General features: G+C 63.5%; 17 protein-coding genes. 7 read left to right on the forward strand and 10 right to left on the reverse strand.

Annotated features, from left to right (window positions below; translation table 11 throughout):
• Nucleotides 1-6: 6 nt before the first annotated feature.
• A complete protein-coding gene (locus tag V1293_RS14670) occupies nt 7-1,287 on the reverse strand; it encodes an amidohydrolase/deacetylase family metallohydrolase (protein WP_334510594.1) in 1,281 nt (426 codons plus the stop codon).
• A 436-nt stretch (nt 1,288-1,723) separates the two neighbouring features.
• On the opposite strand from V1293_RS14670, the gene V1293_RS14675 reads away from it, so the two are divergent.
• Nucleotides 1,724-1,951, forward strand: a complete 228-nt coding sequence (locus tag V1293_RS14675; RefSeq protein WP_334510595.1) for a hypothetical protein — start codon at nt 1,724-1,726, stop codon at nt 1,949-1,951.
• Nucleotides 1,952-2,118: 167 nt separating this feature from the next.
• On the opposite strand, the gene V1293_RS14680 is transcribed toward V1293_RS14675, so the two are convergent.
• Nucleotides 2,119-3,291 (reverse strand): thiolase family protein, encoded by a 1,173-nt coding sequence (locus V1293_RS14680; protein ID WP_334510596.1) that lies wholly within the window; start codon nt 3,289-3,291, stop codon nt 2,119-2,121.
• Nucleotides 3,292-3,582: 291 nt separating this feature from the next.
• On the opposite strand from V1293_RS14680, the gene V1293_RS14685 reads away from it, so the two are divergent.
• Complete coding sequence (locus tag V1293_RS14685; RefSeq protein ID WP_334510597.1) at nt 3,583-3,711, forward strand: hypothetical protein; 129 nt, start codon at nt 3,583-3,585, stop codon at nt 3,709-3,711.
• Nucleotides 3,712-3,736: 25 nt separating this feature from the next.
• On the opposite strand, the gene V1293_RS14690 is transcribed toward V1293_RS14685, so the two are convergent.
• The 5 genes from V1293_RS14690 to V1293_RS14710 all read right to left on the reverse strand — a co-directional run bounded on the left by V1293_RS14690 (nt 3,737) and on the right by V1293_RS14710 (nt 11,859).
• Nucleotides 3,737-4,720 carry a tripartite tricarboxylate transporter substrate-binding protein gene (locus V1293_RS14690; RefSeq protein ID WP_334510598.1) on the reverse strand — a complete coding sequence of 328 codons (984 nt, stop codon included), beginning with the start codon at nt 4,718-4,720 and terminating at the stop codon, nt 3,737-3,739.
• Nucleotides 4,721-4,752: 32 nt separating this feature from the next.
• The gene (locus tag V1293_RS14695; RefSeq protein WP_334510600.1) at nt 4,753-5,769 is read right to left on the reverse strand and encodes a Gfo/Idh/MocA family protein; all 1,017 of its coding nucleotides are present in this window, start codon (nt 5,767-5,769) and stop codon (nt 4,753-4,755) included.
• A gap of 217 nt (nt 5,770-5,986) precedes the next feature.
• The gene (locus tag V1293_RS14700; protein WP_334510601.1) at nt 5,987-7,561 is read right to left on the reverse strand and encodes an alkaline phosphatase D family protein; all 1,575 of its coding nucleotides are present in this window, start codon (nt 7,559-7,561) and stop codon (nt 5,987-5,989) included.
• A gap of 256 nt (nt 7,562-7,817) precedes the next feature.
• Nucleotides 7,818-8,240: a hypothetical protein gene (locus V1293_RS14705; protein ID WP_334510602.1), complete on the reverse strand. Its 423-nt coding sequence runs from the start codon at nt 8,238-8,240 to the stop codon at nt 7,818-7,820.
• A gap of 145 nt (nt 8,241-8,385) precedes the next feature.
• The gene (locus V1293_RS14710) at nt 8,386-11,859 is read right to left on the reverse strand and encodes an indolepyruvate ferredoxin oxidoreductase family protein (RefSeq protein WP_334510603.1); all 3,474 of its coding nucleotides are present in this window, start codon (nt 11,857-11,859) and stop codon (nt 8,386-8,388) included.
• 188 nt (nt 11,860-12,047) lie between these two features.
• Between V1293_RS14710 and V1293_RS14715 the strand changes: the two genes are divergently transcribed.
• From V1293_RS14715 to V1293_RS14735, 5 genes are all read left to right on the forward strand, one after another.
• On the forward strand, nt 12,048-12,992 hold the full coding sequence (locus V1293_RS14715; RefSeq protein ID WP_334510604.1) for a hypothetical protein: 945 nt from the start codon (nt 12,048-12,050) through the stop codon (nt 12,990-12,992).
• 40 nt (nt 12,993-13,032) lie between these two features.
• On the forward strand, nt 13,033-13,587 hold the full coding sequence (locus V1293_RS14720) for a carboxymuconolactone decarboxylase family protein (RefSeq protein ID WP_334510605.1): 555 nt from the start codon (nt 13,033-13,035) through the stop codon (nt 13,585-13,587).
• 1 nt (nt 13,588) lies between these two features.
• Nucleotides 13,589-14,389 carry an SDR family NAD(P)-dependent oxidoreductase gene (locus tag V1293_RS14725; RefSeq protein ID WP_334510606.1) on the forward strand — a complete coding sequence of 267 codons (801 nt, stop codon included), beginning with the start codon at nt 13,589-13,591 and terminating at the stop codon, nt 14,387-14,389.
• A 415-nt stretch (nt 14,390-14,804) separates the two neighbouring features.
• The gene (locus V1293_RS14730; protein ID WP_334510608.1) at nt 14,805-15,029 is read left to right on the forward strand and encodes a hypothetical protein; all 225 of its coding nucleotides are present in this window, start codon (nt 14,805-14,807) and stop codon (nt 15,027-15,029) included.
• Between the two features lie 229 nt (nt 15,030-15,258).
• A complete protein-coding gene (locus tag V1293_RS14735; RefSeq protein WP_334510609.1) occupies nt 15,259-16,137 on the forward strand; it encodes a DMT family transporter in 879 nt (292 codons plus the stop codon).
• A 171-nt stretch (nt 16,138-16,308) separates the two neighbouring features.
• Here the strand turns inward: V1293_RS14735 and V1293_RS14740 are convergent, their stop codons facing one another.
• Genes V1293_RS14740 through V1293_RS14750 form a run of 3 tightly spaced genes read right to left on the reverse strand, consistent with a single transcriptional unit; the run spans nt 16,309 to nt 19,234 of the window.
• On the reverse strand, nt 16,309-16,692 hold the full coding sequence (locus V1293_RS14740) for a cupin domain-containing protein (protein ID WP_334510610.1): 384 nt from the start codon (nt 16,690-16,692) through the stop codon (nt 16,309-16,311).
• A gap of 17 nt (nt 16,693-16,709) precedes the next feature.
• Nucleotides 16,710-17,414, reverse strand: coding sequence for an SDR family oxidoreductase (locus V1293_RS14745; protein WP_334510611.1), 705 nt, complete (start codon nt 17,412-17,414; stop codon nt 16,710-16,712).
• 20 nt (nt 17,415-17,434) lie between these two features.
• Nucleotides 17,435-19,234: a thiamine pyrophosphate-binding protein gene (locus V1293_RS14750; RefSeq protein WP_334510613.1), complete on the reverse strand. Its 1,800-nt coding sequence runs from the start codon at nt 19,232-19,234 to the stop codon at nt 17,435-17,437.
• Between the last annotated feature and the right edge of the window lie 90 nt (nt 19,235-19,324).

Genomic DNA, 19,324 nt, shown 5'->3' on the forward strand with positions numbered 1-19,324 from the left:
ACCAAACTACCGCACCGCGAACGGCGCCTGGTAGGGCCGGCCGAACGGCACGCCGTTGATCACGGTCTGCACGGGCTTGAGCAAAAGCTTGCCCTCGCGCTTGTTGTTGCGGGTGTCGACGAACGAGGTCTGCGCCTCCACCAGATCCATGATCGCGACGTCGCCGGGAGCGCCGATCTGCAGCGTGCCGATCTTCGGCGCACGGTTGATGATTTTTGCAGGCGCCGTGGTCGCCATCGCCACCACTTGCTCCACCGTAAATCCCAGCGGGATGAACTTGCTCATGACGTTCGGCAGGTAAGGCATGCCCGGCGAATTGCCGGAGAAGACGTGAATGTCGGAAGAGATCGTGTCCGGCCCGCAGCCGCCGGGGATCGCCACTTCCGCCACGGTAAAGTCAAAACTGCCCCCGCCATGGCCGACATCGAACATCACGCCGCGCTGCTTGGCGGCGAGCGCCGCCGGCAGCAGCTTGCCGTCCTGCACGATGTTGGTGAAGACGCCGGCGATGTTCGGTGCACCGGAATAGCAATGGGTCAGCACGTCGCCCGGTCGCAGCAGGTCGAGAATCTCCGACATCAGCTCCTTGGTCTCGACGCCGCCGATATGAACCATCATCTTGGCCGGCCACCCGCACATCTCGCAGGCCTTGATCGAACGCTTGAGCGGCTCGAGGCCATGCTTGGCGATGACGTTCTCCGACATCCTGACCTTCACGCCGAGCAGGAAATCCGGATTTTCGGCCAGCGCCATCGCGCAGGCTTCGACCTGCGCGTAGTCGATGTTGTAGAGCTCGGCGACGGGGAAGCCGGAGAGGCCGTTGTTGGCGATGTGGACGAAGGCGTAAATCCGCGCCCGCGATTGCGCCACGATGTAGCGCCGCAGCGCGGCAAGGTTGTTGACGCCGGCGTCGCCCGCCGACACCACCGTGGTGGTGGCCTGCGCCTGCACCAGCTCGTCGGCGGGAATGCCGATCGCCGAGCCGTAGGGGTAAACATGGGAATGCAGGTCGATCAGGCCGGGCGTCACCAGTCTGCCCGAAGCGTCGATGGTCTTGGCGGCACGGGCGGCCGGAATCTCGTTCTCGACCGCTTCGATCACGCCCCAGCGAATCCCGATGTCGCGCTTGCCGCGCAGCGACTGGCTGGGATCCAGCACGTCGCCGCCCTTGATGACGAGGTCGAACTTGTCGTTCGGACCCATCGCGGCATTAGCGCGGCCTGATATGGCTGCGACCGCAGCCGAGCCGGTCAGACCCAGAAAATGACGGCGTGAAACCCCGCGCATGGCAACGCTCCCCCTTTAGATTTTTATGGCGCAATGATGCGCCGGGCACCGGCGTTCCGCAAGCACCGCGAGCATCGTCCCACGCAAAACCAACGGTAGTGCCGATGATTCCTGAGTGGGCAGACCAGGCGCGTTTGCCCGCCGGAGCTCAACGAGCGAAGGCGATACCCATCCTATTGGGCTGTCGTCCCTGCGAACGCAGGGACCCATACCGCGTGATCCATCGATAGGGCGGCGTGGCAGACGTCCTTCGCAAAACCTCCGCCGGTGGTTATGGGTCCCTGCGCCCGTGCGCAATTGCGCACTAGGCAGGGACGACACGGAGTGCGCAGCGCGACACACGCACCTGAACAGGCGTTTAGAATTCTCTTCAAGTTCCGCGGGAACGTTCCCTGCAATCTGATGTTTTATCTTCGCTCAATTGAGGAGGATTGGAATGAAGAAGCTTGGATACGTTATCGCCGCACTTGGCGCACTCGTCATCGCGGCGCCGTCAATCGCGAGCGCCGAGACCGTCGTGATCAAGCGTGGCGGCTACCACGGCCATCACCATGGCTATGGCGCGCGTGCCGAATTCCGAGGGCACCGTGACCGCGGCTACCATCGCGGATGGCGCCATGGTCATCACGACAGGGTCCTGGTCATCAAGAAGCATCGCTACTGAGGCCGACACCTGGAGCATGGTTCTGATGGATCAGAACCATGCTCCAGTTTTTTGTTTGACGCGTTTTCTTCACGCGAACCGATATCCACTTCGCTAGAAAACGCTATGAACTGAAAATGGCTCCTCTCGGAGCCATTTTCCTTTGTTAAGCGCTGTTTGCGAAAGTCTCAGCTATAGATTTCGAACAGGCCTGCGCCGCCCTGGCCGCCGCCGATGCACATCGTGACGACACCCCACTTGGCCTTGCGCCGGCGGCCTTCCTGCAGGATGTGGCCGGTGAGACGCGCGCCGGTCATGCCGAAGGGATGGCCGATCGCGATCGAGCCGCCGTTGACATTGTACTTCTCGGGATCGATGCCGAGCTGGTCGCGGGAATAGAGGCACTGGCTGGCGAAGGCTTCGTTGAGCTCCCAGAGATCGATGTCGTCGATCTTCAGGCCATTGCGCTTCAACAGCTTCGGCACGGCGTAGATCGGACCGATGCCCATCTCATCCGGCTCGCAGCCCGCCGACGCCCAGCCAACGAAGCGGCCGAGCGGATTGAGCCCGCGCTTCTCGGCGTCCTTGGCTTCCATCAGCACGACCGCCGCCGCACCGTCCGAGAGCTGGCTGGCGTTGCCGGCGGTGACGAACTTGCCGGGGCCCTTGACCGGCTCGAGCTTGGCGAGGCCTTCCATGGTGGTCTCAGGACGGTTGCACTCGTCGCGGTCGACAGTGTAGTCGACGATGCTTTCCGCTTTCGTCGCCTTGTCGACCACCTTCATCTTGGTCTTCATCGGGACGATTTCGTCCTTGAACTTGTTGGCCTGCTGAGCGGCCGCCATGCGGCGCTGCGATTCCAGCGAATATTCGTCCTGATACTCACGGCTGAGCTTGTAGCGCTCGGCGACGATATCGGCGGTGTCGATCATCGCCATGAAGATCGCAGGAGCGATGTTGAGCAACTCCGGATCGACCACTTCCTTCGGCAGCGGGCCGCCGGGCACCGAGATGCTTTCGACGCCGCCGGCAACGATGCATTCAGAACCCTCCGAGCGGATCGAGTTGGCGGCCATCGCGATGGTCTGCAGGCCCGACGAACAGAACCGGTTCACGGATACGCCGCCGGTCGACTTCGGCAATCCGGCAAGCAGCGCGGCCTGACGGCCGATATTGGGCGCGCCATGCGCGCAGTTTCCGAGATAGCAGTCCTCGACGTATTCCTTGTCGACGCCGGCGCGCTCGACGGCGTGCTTGATGGCGTAGGCCGCCATCGACATCGGCGGGGTGATGTTGAACCCGCCGCGGCCGGACTTTGCCAGCCCGGTACGTGCATAGGAAACGATAACAGCTTCACGCATTTTGAAGACCTCCCTTTGATGCGATCCAGTATGGACTGGAGCCCAGCCCGTGTGTAGCGAAAACCCGAATTCCGGCGGACGGAAAAGAAAAGAATCTTCATCAATCCCACGCCGGCGCGTAGCCGGGATTTACACACCGTTTGTCCTTCGGCAAGGCCGTGGTGGCTTGTGAAAAGCGGCGCGCCCGATGCGCGACGAAAGACGCATGAGCCGGCTATTTCACTGAGCGAAATTGACCGCTAATGAGATCGCGCGCGTGCAAGGTGCGGGCAATCAGGACCAGGGGGTGCGATGGTAAGGGCGTTGCGACAATGGCTGGAAACCCATGAACTGCCTGCGATCATCGTCGCGGTGCTCGGCGTGGTCGTAGCGCTCTCGGTACTGATGGTCGTCGGCGGCTATTTTGCGGTGGCTCCCTGAGCGAATTTCACGTGGCGCACTCGTCTCATTTCCCTGTTCCAGCCGCAGCAAGAATGGGTGCCCAGCGTGCGATCTCGGACCGAACAAAGCGATCGAATGCTGCCGGGTTGCGTTCGTCCTTTGCCGGTATCGAGCCACCGAGTTGGGCAATCCGCTCGCGCACAACGTCCTCATCGAGCGCACCGTCGAGCGCATCGGAAAGCCTGGCGATGATTTCGGGCGAAATGCCTTTCGGCGCAAACAGTCCTGCCCAAACGCTCATCTCGTAGCTGATGCCCGCCTCCCTCGCGGTCGGAACATCAGGCAACGTTTCAAGACGTTTCGCGGCAGAGACGGCGAAGGCCTTGACCGAGCCGGCCAAAACCGACTCCGCCACGCTGACCGACTGCTCGCACATGAAATCGACGTGGCCGCCAACCAGATCGTTCAATGCCGGGCCCGAACCGCGATAGGCGACCAGCGCCGGCTTGGCGCCGATTTCCGCGGTGAACAAGAGACACGCCATATGCGAGGACGCGCCGATGCCGCCATGGGCCTGCTTCACCGCGTCACCCCGTTGCCGGAGGCTTGCGACGAACTCCTTCAAGTCCTTTGCCGGGAAATCCTTCCGCGCGATGATGACTGCCGGGGAATGGGCGGTGAAGCCGATCGGCACGAAGTCGGCAACGGGATCGTATTTGAGGTTCGGCGTCAGCACCGGCGCCGCGACATGCGGGCCCATTGCCGCTGCAAGCAGGGTATAGCCGTCGGGTACGGCAGCCGCTACGCGGGCGCTGCCGACGGTGCCGCCGGCGCCGCTGACATTCTCGATGATGATGGATTGCCCGAGGATCTTCGACATCTGGTTGGTGACGATGCGGGCAACAACGTCGCTGGCGCCGCCGGGAGGGAACGGCACCACCACCGTGATCGCCCTGGAGGGATAGTCCTGCGCGGCTACCTCCCCGGCGATGCTGACCAATAGCGTCGCAACCACGAAAACTTTCCAGACACACGTGCCAGGCTTCATAACGCGCGCTCCCATCCTTAGCTGCTGCGCCGTCACATTTTTCCGTCACCGTTCAGTATCTGGGCAATCTCGACCGGGCGTCCCTCGCGCGCCGAGAGAATGCCGGCGCGTACCACGGCGAGCGATCGCGTCGCTTCCTCACCCCCGACTTCGTGCTGGCGCTGCCCGCGCACCGCCGCGGCAAACTCCTCGAGCTCCTCGACCAGAGTGTCGTTATTCGCGCATGGCACCGCAACCGGCTGGCTTTCACCGCGCTTGAGCAGCCGGAGTCCATTGTGCAAATCGTAATAGGCCGTCATGTCCTTGCCGTAGACATTCATCAGGTAGTACTCGGACGCCGAGGCGTAGCTTGCGTTCAGCGTCGAAAGCGCACCGTTCTCATGCTGCAGGATCAGGCTCGCGACGTCGGGATTGTCGCCGGGCAGCACCAGTTGCGCCGACTGTGCCCGTACCGCATGGATTGGCCCGATCAGGTAGGCGAGCACGTCGATGTAGTGGATCCCGATCTGCAACATCACGCCGCCCGGCATGCCCGCGGCCTGGTAGCGCCAGGAGGTGAGATCGACCTTGCCGAGACGATCGCGGCTGATGTTCGCCTCGGCGTTGACGAGCTTGCCGAACCGGCCGGCGTCGATCTGCTGCCTGACATAGCGGAAATGGCTCTCGCGCCGCCGCTGATAGCCGAGCGCCAGCACCACGCCGGCCTTGCGGCAGGCCTCGGTGATGGCGCGGCCGTCGGAGATGCTGTTGGCGATCGGCTTGTCGAGAAAGACGTGCTTGCCGGCGGCTGCGGCAGCGCAGGTCGTCGCCAGATGCACATCGTTCGGCGTGGTGTTGATGATCGCCTCGATCTCGGTATCGGCTAGCAGCGCCTCGTAACTCGCGGCCGGCCGGCAGCGGTACTTTGCCGCGAAATTGTTGCGCTTTTCCTCGGACCGGGTGTAGCAGCCTCGGATCTCGAGCTTGCCCGAGCGCTGGATGGCATCCGCCAGAACATCGGACCACCATCCCATCCCGATACAAGCCACGCGAAGCGGATCGGCGCTCATCACTTTGCCCTCTCCAAGAACTTTGGCCTCCCCCGATCCGGCGGCGAGCGCAAGTCCGAGCGCTACCCCGATCGCATCGGCTCACATCGAAGAAATTGCACGCAACTTCCGGCTGCGATTTTGCACCCCGCCCGTCGGCAAGGCAACCTACCGAAACTATGCGGCGCGAACATGGAGGGGTTATCGGGATCCACCGCTGGTTTCCCGATCGAACGCGTCAGATATGCTGCGCCATGATCTGGCCGGGCCGCGCGTCCGGACGGGGCTCGATATCAACCGACCAGAGGTCGCGGTTGTCGACGTCCTTCAGCGTCACGGTCATCACTTCGGTCTTGCCGTCGATGTCGACGCGGCCGAAAAACTGCAGGCCGAAACAGGGTGCAAGATTCTCGCCCTGCTCCGCGCTGCAGCCCTTCTGGAACGCAGCTTTCGGCCCGAACGTATTGTCGAGCGGAGCCGGCGCCCAGGTACCTGCGTGCAGCGGACCGGAGACGAATTCCCAGAACGGTTCGAAATCCTGGAATGCCGCGCGATTCGGATCGTAATGATGCGCGGCCGTGTAATGCATGTCGGCGGTCAGCCACACCGTGTTGCGGATGCCGGCGCGCTTCATGAACGACAACAGATCGGCGGTCTCGTGCTCGCGCCGCTCCGGCGTGCCATCGCCGAGGGCAATGGCATCCTCGCTGACCAGACCGATCGGCATGTCGGCGGCGATCACCTTCCAGGTCGCGTCCGAAGCCACCAGCGCGCGTTTCAGCCACGCCAGTTGCGCCGCACCAAAGATGCAGGTGTCGCCGCGGTCGTCGCGCTTGTTAAAGGTGGAATCGCGGTAGCTGCGCATGTCGACCATGAAGACGTCGAGCAGCGGGCCGTAGGCGATCTTGCGATAGATACGGCCGTCCTCCTGCGCGGGGGCGGTGCGCATCGGCATGAATTCATGGAACGCGCGGCGGGCGCGCGCGACCAGAAGCGAGCTGCCGTCCTCGGCATAGCCGGTATCGTCGGCCGTGCCGATCGGCGCCCAGTCGTTGGTGACCTCGTGATCGTCCCATTGCGCGAACAAGGGGACGGCGGCGTGGAAGGCGCGAAAGCTTTGGTCGAGCCAGTTGTATTTGTAGTTGCCGCGGAACTGCGCGAGGGTTTGGGCGACGACGGATTTTTCCTCGGTGACGATGTTCCGCCAGATATCGCCACCGGCCAGCTTCAACTCCGATTCCACCGGGCAATCCGCATAGATGTGGTCACCGGAATGGATGAAGAAGTCCGGACGGTTGTCGAGCATGGTGCGGTAAGTCCGCATCCCGCCACGGTTTTCGTCGATGCCCCAGCCTTGCCCCGTCGTATCGCCCGACCAGGCGAACGATACCGACGTTCGCTCTGTCGGCGCGGTACGAAAATGCCCGAGCTGCGTCTCGCCGGCGATGCCGCTCTCGCTGATGTCGTCGAAGCGTACGCGATAAAAAATATCCTGCCCGGGCGGCAGGCCGTCGAGCAGCAGCTTTGCGGTAAAATCGCGATCCGGCAATGCATCGGCGGCAGCCGAGCCAATGATGGTCTTGAAACTCTCGACAACAGAACATTCGACCTGCATCCGCGCCGGCCGGTCGGCGCGCGCCCAGATGACAGCGGAGTCGGCCGAGACGTCGCCCGATTGAATGCCGCTGGTGATGAGCGGCCGGTCCGCGGCGCGGCTGAGGTAAGGTCTGGCGAGGCTGCCGAGACCGGCAACGGTGAATGTTGCGGCGGAGCGGACCAGCAATTGACGCCGGCTCAAGCCTTGTTTGTTCAAGCCTTGTTTGTTCAAGCCTTGTTTGTTCAAGCCTTGGCTTGCGCGTATCGCAATCGGCATCGAAGCACCCTCGTCGAATCACGACGAAGGTGTGCCCGAGCAATTTGAATGTGGGCCGAAGGTTTTACGACAGGTGGATGACGTGGAATCGTAGGGATCGTAGGATGGGTAGAGCGAAGCGAAACCCATCAATCCCTGCGCAGAGGCATGATGGGTATCGCTTCGCTCCACCCATCCTACGAACGACGAACCAATTCTACCGCTGCCAGTCGCAGATGCCGCCGGACTTGCACGGCCAGGTCTGGACCCGGGTGTCGCGCGCCTGCGCGTCGAGCGGATTGGTATGGCGCCGCGCCAGCTTGGTGCGGGCGGCGCCGCGCGGTTTCTCGGCGCGCTCATGTGCTACGTGAGTTGCTACGTGAGCCGCTACCTGAGGCTTGGGCGCGGCGGCCTTCGGCACAACCACGCGCTCCGTCTTCACCGGCCGGGCATCGTTTCTGGCCTCGATCCGGACCGGGGCGAATTGTGTCTCCGGGCCGAGCCGCTTCGGCGAGAGCACGGCTTGGGAAAGATCGAGGCCGAGGATCTCACCCGCCTTGTACTCATCAGCCAGCGCAGCGCTGCCCGACATCAGGAGCCCCGTGCAAAGTGCTGTCGCAATAGCGTTTTTCAGGACCATCGCCGGCCTCCTGAAATCAACCAAAAGGTGAAACTACAACCCACCATGTAGTAAACCGGCCGGACAATTCCAGCCGTTGCCGGCCACAAGGTTACCGGTGAGTGATCCCGGCTGTGGAAAAGTTCACAAGCCGGGTGAACAGCCCCTACTCGGCTGCCTGCGCCACCGGCTGGCCGATCGCAGCTTCCAGGCGCGCGCATTCTCCGCGGAACTTCGCGACACTGGCTTCCTTGACGTGACCGTAGCCGCGAACGAGTTCCGCGGACTTCGCCAGCGCCACCAGACGCGGCCAGTCATGCGGCTTCGCCTTGTCGAGATGACGGAAAATCATCGCGGAATATTCGCCGGGCAATGCCCGTTCCATCCGGCGTTCGGCCGTGTAGCCGAACGGATCGAACGATGTTCCGCGCAGGAACTTGAACCGCGTCAGGAGTTCGAAGGCGCGAAAAATCCAGGAACCGAACTCGCGCTTGCGCAGATGTCCGGTCACCTTGTCGCGCGAAGCCAGCAGCGGCGGCGCGAGGCTGACTTTCACGCCCGGGTTGCCGTCGAACTGTTCCTTCAACACTTTTGCGAACTCGCCGTCGGAATAGAGCCGGGCGACTTCGTATTCGTCCTTGTAGGCCATCAGCTTGAACAGGCCCTTTGCAAAGGCCTCGGTGAGGTCATGCGAGCCGGGCGAGCCCTTGCCTTCGGCCGCGCGAACGCGCTCGACCTCGGCGAGGTAGCGCTTCGAATAGGCCTCATTCTGATAGTCCGTCAGGAACCTGGCGCGGAAAGCGATGCTCTCGTCGAGCGTCCGCTTCGCAGGCTGAGCGCCCGAACTCTTGAAACGCGCGGCGCTGACGACGCGCTGCAGGTCGTGCGCGGCGAGCCGGCCCCAGGAGAACGCCAGCCTGTTCATCTCGATCGCCGCACCATTGAGGTCGATCGCCTTCATGATCGCCTCCAGCGAAAGGGGAATCGCGCCGCGCTGGAACGCGAAGCCGAGCATGAAGGCGTTGGTGGCGATGCTGTCGCCCATCAGCGCCGTGGCGAGCCCGGTGGCATCGAGGATGTCGAGATCGGAGGCGCTGACGGCCCCGTTGAGCGACTCCCGCATCGTCCCCGCCTCGAAGTCGATGTCGGGGTTGATGACGAAGCTCGCGGTCGGCAGCAGGTCAGCATTGACGATCGCCCGCGTCACGCCGCGCTCGGCCCGGCTCAGCGCCGGAATGCCGGTGGCGACCACGATGTCGCAGCCGAGGATGAGGTTGGCGCCGCCGGGCGCGATGCGGACGGTTGCGAGATCATCCGCCTCGGGCGCGATGCGGACATGGCTCATGACGGCGCCGTTCTTCTGCGATAACCCTGTGAAGTCCAGCGTCGAGCACGCCTTGCCGTCGACATGGGCGGCCATGCCGAGCAGCGCGCCGATGGTGATGACGCCGGTGCCGCCGATCCCGGTGACGAGGATGTTGTAGGCGCCATCGAGCGCAGGCGCGGCCGGGACAGGCAGATCGGCGAACAGCGCGGATGGATCGGCCGCGGTACGATCGGCCTTCCTCAGCCTGGCGCCATGCACGGTCACAAAGCTCGGGCAAAAGCCCTCGATGCAGGAAAAGTCCTTGTTGCAGTTCGATTGGTCGATCCGCCGCTTGCGGCCGAACTCGGTCTCCAGCGGCTGCACCGAGACGCAGTTGGAAACCGACGAACAGTCGCCACAGCCTTCGCAGACGCGTTCGTTGATGAAAACGCGCTTCGGCGGATCCGGATAGAGCCCGCGCTTGCGGCGGCGCCGCTTCTCCGCCGCGCAGGTCTGGTCGTAGATCAGGACGGTGAGGCCCTTGACCTCGCGCAGCTCCTTCTGCACCGCGTCGAGTTCGCGGCGGTGATGAACAGTCGCGCCTGATGGGAAGTAATTGCTGGGATATTTTTCGGGATCGTCGGAGACGATGACGAGGTGCCTGGCGCCTTCCGCCGAAACCTGGTGCGCGATCTGCGACACCGTCAGCCCGCCCTCCGCCGGCTGGCCGCCGGTCATCGCCACCGCATCATTATAAAGGATCTTGTAGGTGATGTTGACGCCGGAGGCGGCTGCTGCGCGGATCGCCAGCAGGCCGGAATGGGTGTAGGTGCCGTCGCCCAGATTCTGGAACACGTGTGGTTCGCTGGTGAACGGCGCCTGCCCGATCCAGGTGACGCCCTCCGCGCCCATATGCGAGATCGTCTGGGTGCGGCGGTTCGGCACCGACAGCGCCATGCCGTGACAGCCGATGCCGGCCATGGCGCGGCTGCCCTCGGGGATCTTGGTCGAAGTGTTGTGGGGACAGCCCGAACAGAAATACGGCGTGCGCTGCAGCTTTGCCGCGCCGCCGCCATCCGCCGGCCGGTCGAACGCTTCGAGCTTTGCCAGACGCTGCTCCAGCGCCGGGCTGCGATGGCCAAGCTTGCGCAGCCGCGCCACGACCGCCGCCGCCACCATGGTCGGCGTTATTTCGCCTTCGCTCGGCAGCAGCGGCGCACCGCTCTCGTCGCGCTTGCCGACCACCGACGGTCGCCTCGACGCATCGACATTATAGAGAATGCGCAGTAGCTGGTCCTCGATGAACCCGCGCTTCTCCTCGACGACGAGCACATCCTGCAAGCCTTCCGCGAACGCCTTTGCGCCGGACTCCTCCAGCGGCCAGGTCAGCGCGACCTTGTAGATGCGAAGTCCCAGCGCCTGCGCCTCGGCATCGGTAATGCCGAGATCGGCCAGCGCCTGCCGGAGATCGAGATAGGCCTTGCCGGTCGCCATGATGCCGAGCCGCGCCGGCTTCGAATCCAGCACGATGCGGTCGAAGCGATTGACGCGCGCGAATGCCGCGACCGCCTGCATCTTCGGACCGTGCAAGCGCCGTTCCTGTTCCATCGGCGCATCAGGCCAGCGGATCGAAAGCCCGCCCGGCGGCATTTCGAAATCCGTTGGAAGAACGATCCTGATGCGATCGGGATCGCTGACGATCGAGGCCGAGCTTTCAACGGTTTCGGAAATCGCCTTGAAGCCGACCCAGCAACTTGAGTAGCGCGACAGCGCAAATCCCAAAATGCCGAGATCGAGATAATCCTGCAGCGTCGCCGGGTTGACCACCGGCATCAATGCTGCGGCAAACACCTGCTCGCTCTGATGGGCGAGCGTCGAGGACTGGCAGCCATGGTCGTCGCCGGCCAGCGCGATCACGCCACCGTTCGGCGAGGTGCCGGCCGAGTTGGCATGCTTGAGCGCGTCCATCGAGCGGTCGACGCCCGGGCCCTTGCCATACCAGATGCCGAATACGCCATCGACCTTGGCGCCGGGGAACATGCCGACCTGCTGGCTGCCCCACACGGCGGTGGCCGCAAGATCCTCGTTGAGACCGGGCGCGAACTCGATGTCATGCTGCTTGAGGAAGGTTTTCGCACGCCACAGCGCGTGGTCGTACATGCCGAGCGGCGAGCCGCGGTATCCGGAGATGAAGCCGGCGGTGTTGAGCCCCGCGGCCCGGTCGCGTTCGCGCTGCAACATGGGAAGTCGGACCAGCGCCTGCGTACCGGAGAGGAATATGCGCTTCACATCCAGCCGGTACTTGTCGTCCAGCCCAACTTCCATCAACGCCATTCGTCCGCTCCCCGTGGCACGTTCCGCCGGTTATTTGAACCGGTCTAATTGCGAACAGAATGCACCGGTTTTGCTATGCGTGCCCAGCGTGAATTCATGGCCGCAGGACATATCTCGCTTGTAGATCAGCCCGCCTCTTGCCGAAAACCGCCTTCTTTGAAACGCTGCCGCGCAAAGGGAGACCAGGGATGACAGAAGCGGCGTTCACGACCGAACTATTGGAAAGCGGCAATCTGCTGGTGGGGCCATGGCGGCAGCCGAAGCAGATGCTTCACGCGCAGGTCTACGACTCCCACGCCTCGATCCACGACGATGCGACCGCGCAAAAGCTCGGCTTTCAGGGCGGCACCATCGAGGGCCCGACTCATTTCAGCCAGTTCGCGCCTTTGTGCGAGCGGATCTGGGGCCAGGCCTGGTTCGAGACCGGCTGCCTTTCGGCGCATTACCGCAACCCTGCCTTCGAGGGCGAAGAGGTTCAGGCCAATATCGAAAAGCCGAAGGCGGGCGAGAGGATTTGCGCGATCGGCATGACCAGGCGCGACGGCACCGAGATTTTGCGCGGCACCGCATCGATCGGCGGTGACGGAACAGACACGGCGCTTTCCCGGCGGCTCGGCGAACTAAAACCGCTGGCCGATCCCGTCATTCTCGCCGATCTCAAGGTCGGCATGAAGACGCCGCGCCAGACGGTGAAGATGGATTTCGACCAGCACATGGGCGATCTCTATCCGTTTTCGCTTGAGCAAAAGCTGAAGGTCATCACCGAACCCTCGGCGTACTATTCGCAGGAGCTCAATCCCTGGGGACGCGCGATCATTCCCATGGAGATGCTGAGCGTGCTGTTTCAGTATCGCGCCCGCGAGGACCGGCTGCCGGTCCGCGGGCCGGCGGTCGGGCTGTTCGCCGATCAGGAAATCCGCCTGCTGCGCGGGCCGCTATTCGCAGGCGAGAGCTACGTCACCGAGCGCGAAGTGGTCGCGCTCAGCGGCAGCCGCCGCACCGAAAGCGTGTGGGTACGCACGACCGTGCTCGGAGCCGACGATGCACCGGTTGCAACCATGTTGTTGAACATGGCCAGTATCAAGGACTCCTACGCCAACTACGAACGGGAGCACAAAGCGCTGTACGGCTAGGTGAGCCTCATCCGCTATCGCCAACAAGGACAACAACAAAATGGCACGCCTGCCCTACCTCGAAGCCGGCCAGGTCGCCCCCGAATACCGCGACATGCTCAAGCGCAACACCAACCTGCACAAGCTGCTGGTGAACTCGCCCGACATGGCGCGCGCCTTCAACGGCGTCGGCGGCTACATCCGCTTCAACAGCAAGCTCGATCCGCGCCTGCGTGAACTCGCGATCCTCCAGGTCGGCTGGATGGAGAAATCCGAATATGAGTTCACCCATCACGTGAAGATCGGCAAGGAATTCGGCGTCACCGATGACGATATCGCCGGGCTGATGGCCGAGACCGAGGGTAAGCCCTCCAAGCTCGAACCGCTGACGAAGGCGATACTGCGCGGCGCCCGCGAGATGGTGCGGGAGCTGGCGATGTCGGAGGCGACCTTCTCTGAGATCAAGCAAAAACTCTCCGACGAGCAGATGGTCGATCTCGTGCTCACCATCGCCTTCTACTGCGCCGTGGTCCGCGTGCTGGCGACGATGAAGATCGACAACGAACCCTATTACAAAGAGGTACTACAACAGTACCCGATCCCAGGAGTGGAATGAGATGCGCCTGAAAGATCGTGTCGCCATCGTTGTGGGCGCGGGACAGAGCCCCGGCGAGGGCATCGGCAATGGCCGCGCCACCGCGCTGACCTTTGCGCGCGAAGGCGCCAGGGTGTTGTGCGTCGACAACAATCTGGCCTCCGCCCAGGAAACCGTCGACATGATCGCCGCGAGCGGCGGCACCGCCACGGCGTTCAAGGCCGACGTCACCAAAAATGCCGACCTCAAGGCAATGGTAGAGGATGCGCAACGACGCTGGGGCCGCATCGACATCCTGCACAATAATGTCGGCGTCAGCCTGTCCGGCGGCGACGCCGAGCTGCTCGACATTTCAGAGGAGGCGTTCGACCGCTGCGTGGCGATCAACCTGAAGAGCTGCGTGCTGGCGGCCAAGCATGTGATCCCGATCATGCGCCAACAAAAGAGCGGCGCGATCATCAACATCTCGTCGATGGCCGCGATCACCACCTACCCTTATGTGGCCTACAAGGCGACCAAGTCGGCGATGATCGCCTTCACCGAACAACTCGCCTACCAGAACGCGCAATACGGCATCCGCGCCAACGTCATCCTGCCCGGCCTGATGAACACGCCGATGGCGGTCGATACCCGCGCGCGCGAGTTCAAGAAGAGCCGCGCCGAAGTCGAGGCCGAGCGCGACGCCAAGGTGCCGCTGCGCCACAAGATGGGCACCGGCTGGGACGTCGCCAACGCCGCGCTGTTCCTCGCGTCCGACGAAGCGAGCTTTATTACCGGCGTGACACTGCCCGTAGATGGCGGGGCGAGCGTGCGGCGGGGATAGATTCGGGTAGGGTGGGCAAAGGCGCACCGCGCCGTGCCCACCATTCTCTCGGCGAAAAAAGATGGTGAGCACGCTTGCGCTTTGCGCACCCTACAGCATCTCGCTAGCGCACAATGGCCGCGAGACAATGAGTTCCGACCGCCCGCATCTTTACCTTTGGTTAGTAACTTTCTCTTAAGGGTTGCGGCGATTGGGCGGTCTTTTTGACGCCCGTACTCACGCAATTTTGCGCCAGCGTTTTTGTCCGGCCATCTGTGTGATTCGACACATTCAATCGATTCCAGTGACACGATGATGTGACAGCGCATCGTCGCTTGTCGAAATACCGACTCGTTGCGGTCGCACGAATTTCACGTGCGCTCGCTATTACGCGCCACAAGAATTGTGGCAAGCGCTCAGAGAATGCCGAGGCACCATGAACGAAGAATTCGACTACGACCTGACGCCGTCCCAATGGGAAGCATTGAAAGCGTTGCGGACGCCGGCATCAAAGCTGCCGCGCATGAGCCGCTACACGATTGACGGCCTGATCGCGCTCGAGCTTGCCGCCATGAACGGCGATGCGCCCGCCATCACGGCGAAGGGACGCAAGGTGCTGATTCGCGGCTCGTCGCTGCTGTTGCAGGATCTGGCGGCCTGACCGCGCGGCATTGCGCACCTGCAGCATAAATTCCGGATTGACCGCACCTGATTCCCTGACATATCGGAGTTCCATCGACTGAGTGGCAACTAGGGTTCCGGATGGCGAGACCGCCATCGCCGGTCCGAGCGTTGCGGAAACCGCGGTAGCACGCGGCTGCACCCGAGGGACAAAAGCCCAGAGGAGGAGATGTCGAGATCTTGTTCGCGCCAGATGGCACGGAGGTCTCATGTCGTTGCTCTCGCTTGCCCTCGTCGTCCTCGCCGCCTTCATCCACGCCACCTGGAATCTGCTCTCAAAGCGTGCGGCAGCGGCCGGCGCGGCCTTCGTGTTCGCCTCCAACCTGATTTCCAGCATCGTCTATCTGCCGTGGATGATCTGGATTCTGGTGCATGGCGAACTGACCTGGAACTGGCCCGTCGTCGCCTGCATCGTGCTCAGCACCGTGATCCACCTCGCATACAGCCTGTGCCTGCAGCGCGGCTATCAGGTCGCGGACCTCTCGGTGGTCTATCCGATCGCCCGCGGCACCGGGCCGATGCTGTCATCGATCGGCGCGTTCATCCTGCTGCGGGAAACGCCGACCACACAGGGCATCGTTGGCTTGTTCGCGGTCGTTGCCGGCATCGGCCTCATCACGACGCAGGGCGACCTTTCGGCGTTCCGGCAGCCGCGCGGCCTGGACGGCGTGCGCTGGGGCACGGCGACGGGTTCGCTGATCGCGAGTTACACCGTCGTCGACGGATACGGCGTCAAGGTGCTTGGGATTCACCCCGTCGTGCTTGACTGGCTCTCCAACCTGTTGCGCTTCTTCCTGCTGGTGCCGGTCGTGATGAGGGACTGGCCGGGGGCGAAGAAAAGGATGCAGGGCCATTGGTGGCTGGCGCTCGGCGTCGGGGCGCTCGCGCCGCTATCCTACATCCTCGTGCTGTCCGCCATCGAGATGGGCGCGCCGCTCAGCCTCGTGGCACCGGCGCGCGAAATGTCGATGATGGTGGGCGCGCTGTTCGGCATGCTGATCCTGGGCGAACGGGTCACGGCATGGCGCGTGGTGGGGTGCGCGATCCTGATTGGGGGCGTCGTGCTGCTGGGATCGGCTAAGGCGTAGGTGCGAGCCGACTCCGTGTCCCGGACGCGGTGCAGCACCCTTGTGCTGCTCCGCAGAGCCGGGACCCACGGCCGCATCGTATGGACCCCGGATCTGCAGCGCACCACGCCGCAAGCGCGGCGTGCTGCGCAGCGTCCGGGGAACGCAGTCCCTACCCGTCGCTCGCCGTTCTCACACCGGCTTCTCGTCATCCGTCACCGGCGAGGTGATCACCAGAAACACCAGATCGACCAACCCCGAATTCGAGATCGCGTGTTCGACACCCGGCGGCAGGAAGATGAAGTCGTGCTTGCGCACCACGTGGTTCTTGCCGGCGATTTCCATCAGCCCTTCGCCTTCGAGCACGTGATAGATCTGCTCCTGCACCAGATGCTTGTGGCGCGCGACATGTGCCATCGGCTGGTACATCGAGATCCGGTAGTCGATGTGACGGGAGCCCGCGGTCTCCGGCATGACCAGCGGTTTTGACAGCGCGCCGCCGAAATGATTGGGGAATTCGCGCCACGGCACTTCGGCGATGTTGCGAATGAAGGCGCCGTTATCTTCTGAAGCCATGATGGCCTCCTCTGTCGTCAGATCACCAGCGCCCCGCCATCGATATAGACGATCGATCCGGTCGCAAAGCCGTTCGCCATGAAACCAAGGATCTGCCGCGCGATATCTTCGCCAATGCCGACGCGGCCGACCGGCAGCGACGCCGCAGCTTTCGCCAGCATGTCGCGCCGCGCCTCTTCCGGCATCGCGGCGCGAATCGGGGTGTCGATGATTCCGGGCGAGACCGCGTTGACGCGCACCGGCGCCAGTTCGAGCGCTAGCGCCCGGGCCAACGATTCCAGCGCGCCGTTGGCGGCGCTGACGATCGCCGAGTTCGGGCGCGGACGAACGCTGAGGAAACCCGACACCAGAGTGAGCGATCCGCCGGGGCGAATTTCGGCCCGCTGCGCGACGCGCCAGGCACCCCAGAATTTCCCCTCCATCGTTCCCCGCACATCCTCCATCGCCACCGTCTTGAACGGACCGGTGCGAAGCTGCGCCGCCGTCACCACGACATGATCGACCGGGCCGCAGCGCTGGAACAGCTTTGCCACGCTGTCATCGCTGGTAACATCGGTTGGAATCGCGATCGCGTTCAGCTTCTCCGCCGCCTTGTCGAGCCGCTCGACATTGCGCGACGCAAGGATGATTTCGGCGCCCTCGCGCTTCGCCATCTCGGCGGTCGCAAGACCGATGCCGGAGGAACCACCGACGACGACGACTTTCTTGCCTGCAAGCAACATGGGATTTCCCTCGCGTGAGATCAGGCGGGCTGATAGCGCGTGCCGATGCCGGCCTTGCTCTGGCCGAGCCCGGGCAATTCCCATACCCCCGCGCCGACCGGATTGATGTCGGCCGCGATATCGACATCGATCAGAAAGGGTTTGTTGGCGGCGATGCCCTTGCGAATGGCCTCGCCGAGATCGCCGGCGCGATCAACGCGCACGCCCTCGACGCCGCAGGAGCGCGCCATCGCGGCGAAATCCGGATTGTAGCGCTCGCCGGTGGCGGGATCGTGGAAATCGGTCGCCAGCTCACGGCCGCCGAGATAGCCGCGCTGCAAACCGCGGATCGAGGCATAGGCGTAATTGTTCCAGACCACCCACACGACAGGCAGGTTATATTCGACCGCCGTGCCCAGCACGTTGGCATGCATGAAGAACGCTCCGTCGCCGCACACCGAAACGCAGGGCCGGTCGGGCGCTGCAAACTTCGCGCCCATCACGCCGGCGACGCCAAAGCCCATCGGGCCAAACCCCATCGAGCCGATCAGCGAATCCGGCCGCCGCGGCTTGCAGAAGCCGAGCAGCCAGTTGTGGTGCACGCCGATGTCGCTGACGAGGATCGCATCATCAGGCAGCGCCTTATCGATTTCGAGCGCGGCGCGCTGCGGATTGATCGGCGTGGTGTCGTCGGAAAATCCGGGGGCGACGAACTCGTCCCATTCCTTGCGATAGGTATCGATCTGCGCCAGCCATTTCTTGCGCGCGTCCGCTTTCTTCGAAAGATCGGCGCGGCGATCGAGTTCGGCATGCACCTGCCGCAGGAAGGTGCGCACGTCGGCCATCAGGCCGAGCGCGACCGGATAATTGCGGCCGATCTCTTCGGGATCGATATCGACATGGATCAGCCGCGTCGGCGGGATGGTGAAGGAATAGCCGGGAATCCACGAACTCGAGGTGCGGTCGTCGAACCGCATCCCCAACGCGAGCAGCACGTCCGCCTGACGCGTCGCGTGGTTGGCCTGGTAGTGGCCGGCGCGCGCGACGAGACCCAGCGCCAGCGGATGGTTGCAATCGATCGCGCCCAAGCCGCTTGCCGAGGCCGCGACCGGAATCTGCAGCCGGTCGGCGAGCCTCAAGAGTTCCTCCGCCGCGCCGCCATAGCGTACGCCCTGCCCGACAATGATCGTCGGCCGATCGGCCGCGAGCAGCATGTCGACGGCTTTCACCACGCCATCAGGATCGGCGCCGCAGCGGCTCGATATGTTGGCGTTCCAGGCCTGCGCATTCGGCGCCTCCTCGGCCGCCGATTCCATGAACACGTCAAAAGGCACGTCGAGCACGACGGGTCCGGGCCGGCCGCTCGTCATGGTCTTCCAGGCCTGCCGCACGGCCAGCGGCACCATCTCGCCGCGCGTCGGCTGGAACACCTTCTTGCACATTGTGCGCACGGTGGAGGGAAAATCGGCCTGATAGTGCCGGTACATTTCCTGGAAGGCGCCGCGGTTGAACTGGCTGGTCGGCACGTTGCCGGTCACCGCCAGGAACGGCACGGAGTCGAGGAAGGCGTTGGCGAGCGAGATCGGCAGATTCGCCGAGCCCGGCCCGCAGGACGTAAACGTCGCCGTCGGCCGCCCCGACACGCGGTAGTACACATCGGCCATGAATCCGGCGACGCTCTCGTGATGCACCGAGATGGTCTTGATGTCGGATGAGCGCTCGTACAGCGCGTCGATGAACTGGATGTTGCCATGGCCGCACAGGCCGAACACCTGCGGCACCTTCTCCTGGATCAGATAGTCGACGATGACCTGGGCGCCGTTGAGCATGTTACGCGACATCGATTTAACTCTCTCCCTGAGCTCAACGAATTCGCCTCCGCGTCTTGCTTGCGCGGCCGGCAACGGGCCCGAACCTATTTCTCATAATAC

Source organism: Bradyrhizobium sp. AZCC 1693, from assembly GCF_036924745.1.
GTDB lineage: Bacteria > Pseudomonadota > Alphaproteobacteria > Rhizobiales > Xanthobacteraceae > Bradyrhizobium.

What these genes read in the sequence shown, in the direction of transcription:
- V1293_RS14670 (WP_334510594.1), bottom strand. Translation starts at nt 1,287, where the DNA reads ATGCGCGGGGTTTCACGCCGTCATTTTCTGGGTCTGACCGGCTCGGCT.
- V1293_RS14675 (WP_334510595.1), top strand. Translation starts at nt 1,724, where the DNA reads ATGAAGAAGCTTGGATACGTTATCGCCGCACTTGGCGCACTCGTCATC.
- V1293_RS14680 (WP_334510596.1), bottom strand. Translation starts at nt 3,291, where the DNA reads ATGCGTGAAGCTGTTATCGTTTCCTATGCACGTACCGGGCTGGCAAAG.
- V1293_RS14685 (WP_334510597.1), top strand. Translation starts at nt 3,583, where the DNA reads ATGGTAAGGGCGTTGCGACAATGGCTGGAAACCCATGAACTGCCTGCG.
- V1293_RS14690 (WP_334510598.1), bottom strand. Translation starts at nt 4,720, where the DNA reads ATGAAGCCTGGCACGTGTGTCTGGAAAGTTTTCGTGGTTGCGACGCTA.
- V1293_RS14695 (WP_334510600.1), bottom strand. Translation starts at nt 5,769, where the DNA reads ATGAGCGCCGATCCGCTTCGCGTGGCTTGTATCGGGATGGGATGGTGG.
- V1293_RS14705 (WP_334510602.1), bottom strand. Translation starts at nt 8,240, where the DNA reads ATGGTCCTGAAAAACGCTATTGCGACAGCACTTTGCACGGGGCTCCTG.
- V1293_RS14710 (WP_334510603.1), bottom strand. Translation starts at nt 11,859, where the DNA reads ATGGCGTTGATGGAAGTTGGGCTGGACGACAAGTACCGGCTGGATGTG.
- V1293_RS14715 (WP_334510604.1), top strand. Translation starts at nt 12,048, where the DNA reads ATGACAGAAGCGGCGTTCACGACCGAACTATTGGAAAGCGGCAATCTG.
- V1293_RS14720 (WP_334510605.1), top strand. Translation starts at nt 13,033, where the DNA reads ATGGCACGCCTGCCCTACCTCGAAGCCGGCCAGGTCGCCCCCGAATAC.
- V1293_RS14725 (WP_334510606.1), top strand. Translation starts at nt 13,589, where the DNA reads ATGCGCCTGAAAGATCGTGTCGCCATCGTTGTGGGCGCGGGACAGAGC.
- V1293_RS14730 (WP_334510608.1), top strand. Translation starts at nt 14,805, where the DNA reads ATGAACGAAGAATTCGACTACGACCTGACGCCGTCCCAATGGGAAGCA.
- V1293_RS14735 (WP_334510609.1), top strand. Translation starts at nt 15,259, where the DNA reads ATGTCGTTGCTCTCGCTTGCCCTCGTCGTCCTCGCCGCCTTCATCCAC.
- V1293_RS14740 (WP_334510610.1), bottom strand. Translation starts at nt 16,692, where the DNA reads ATGGCTTCAGAAGATAACGGCGCCTTCATTCGCAACATCGCCGAAGTG.
- V1293_RS14745 (WP_334510611.1), bottom strand. Translation starts at nt 17,414, where the DNA reads ATGTTGCTTGCAGGCAAGAAAGTCGTCGTCGTCGGTGGTTCCTCCGGC.
- V1293_RS14750 (WP_334510613.1), bottom strand. Translation starts at nt 19,234, where the DNA reads ATGTCGCGTAACATGCTCAACGGCGCCCAGGTCATCGTCGACTATCTG.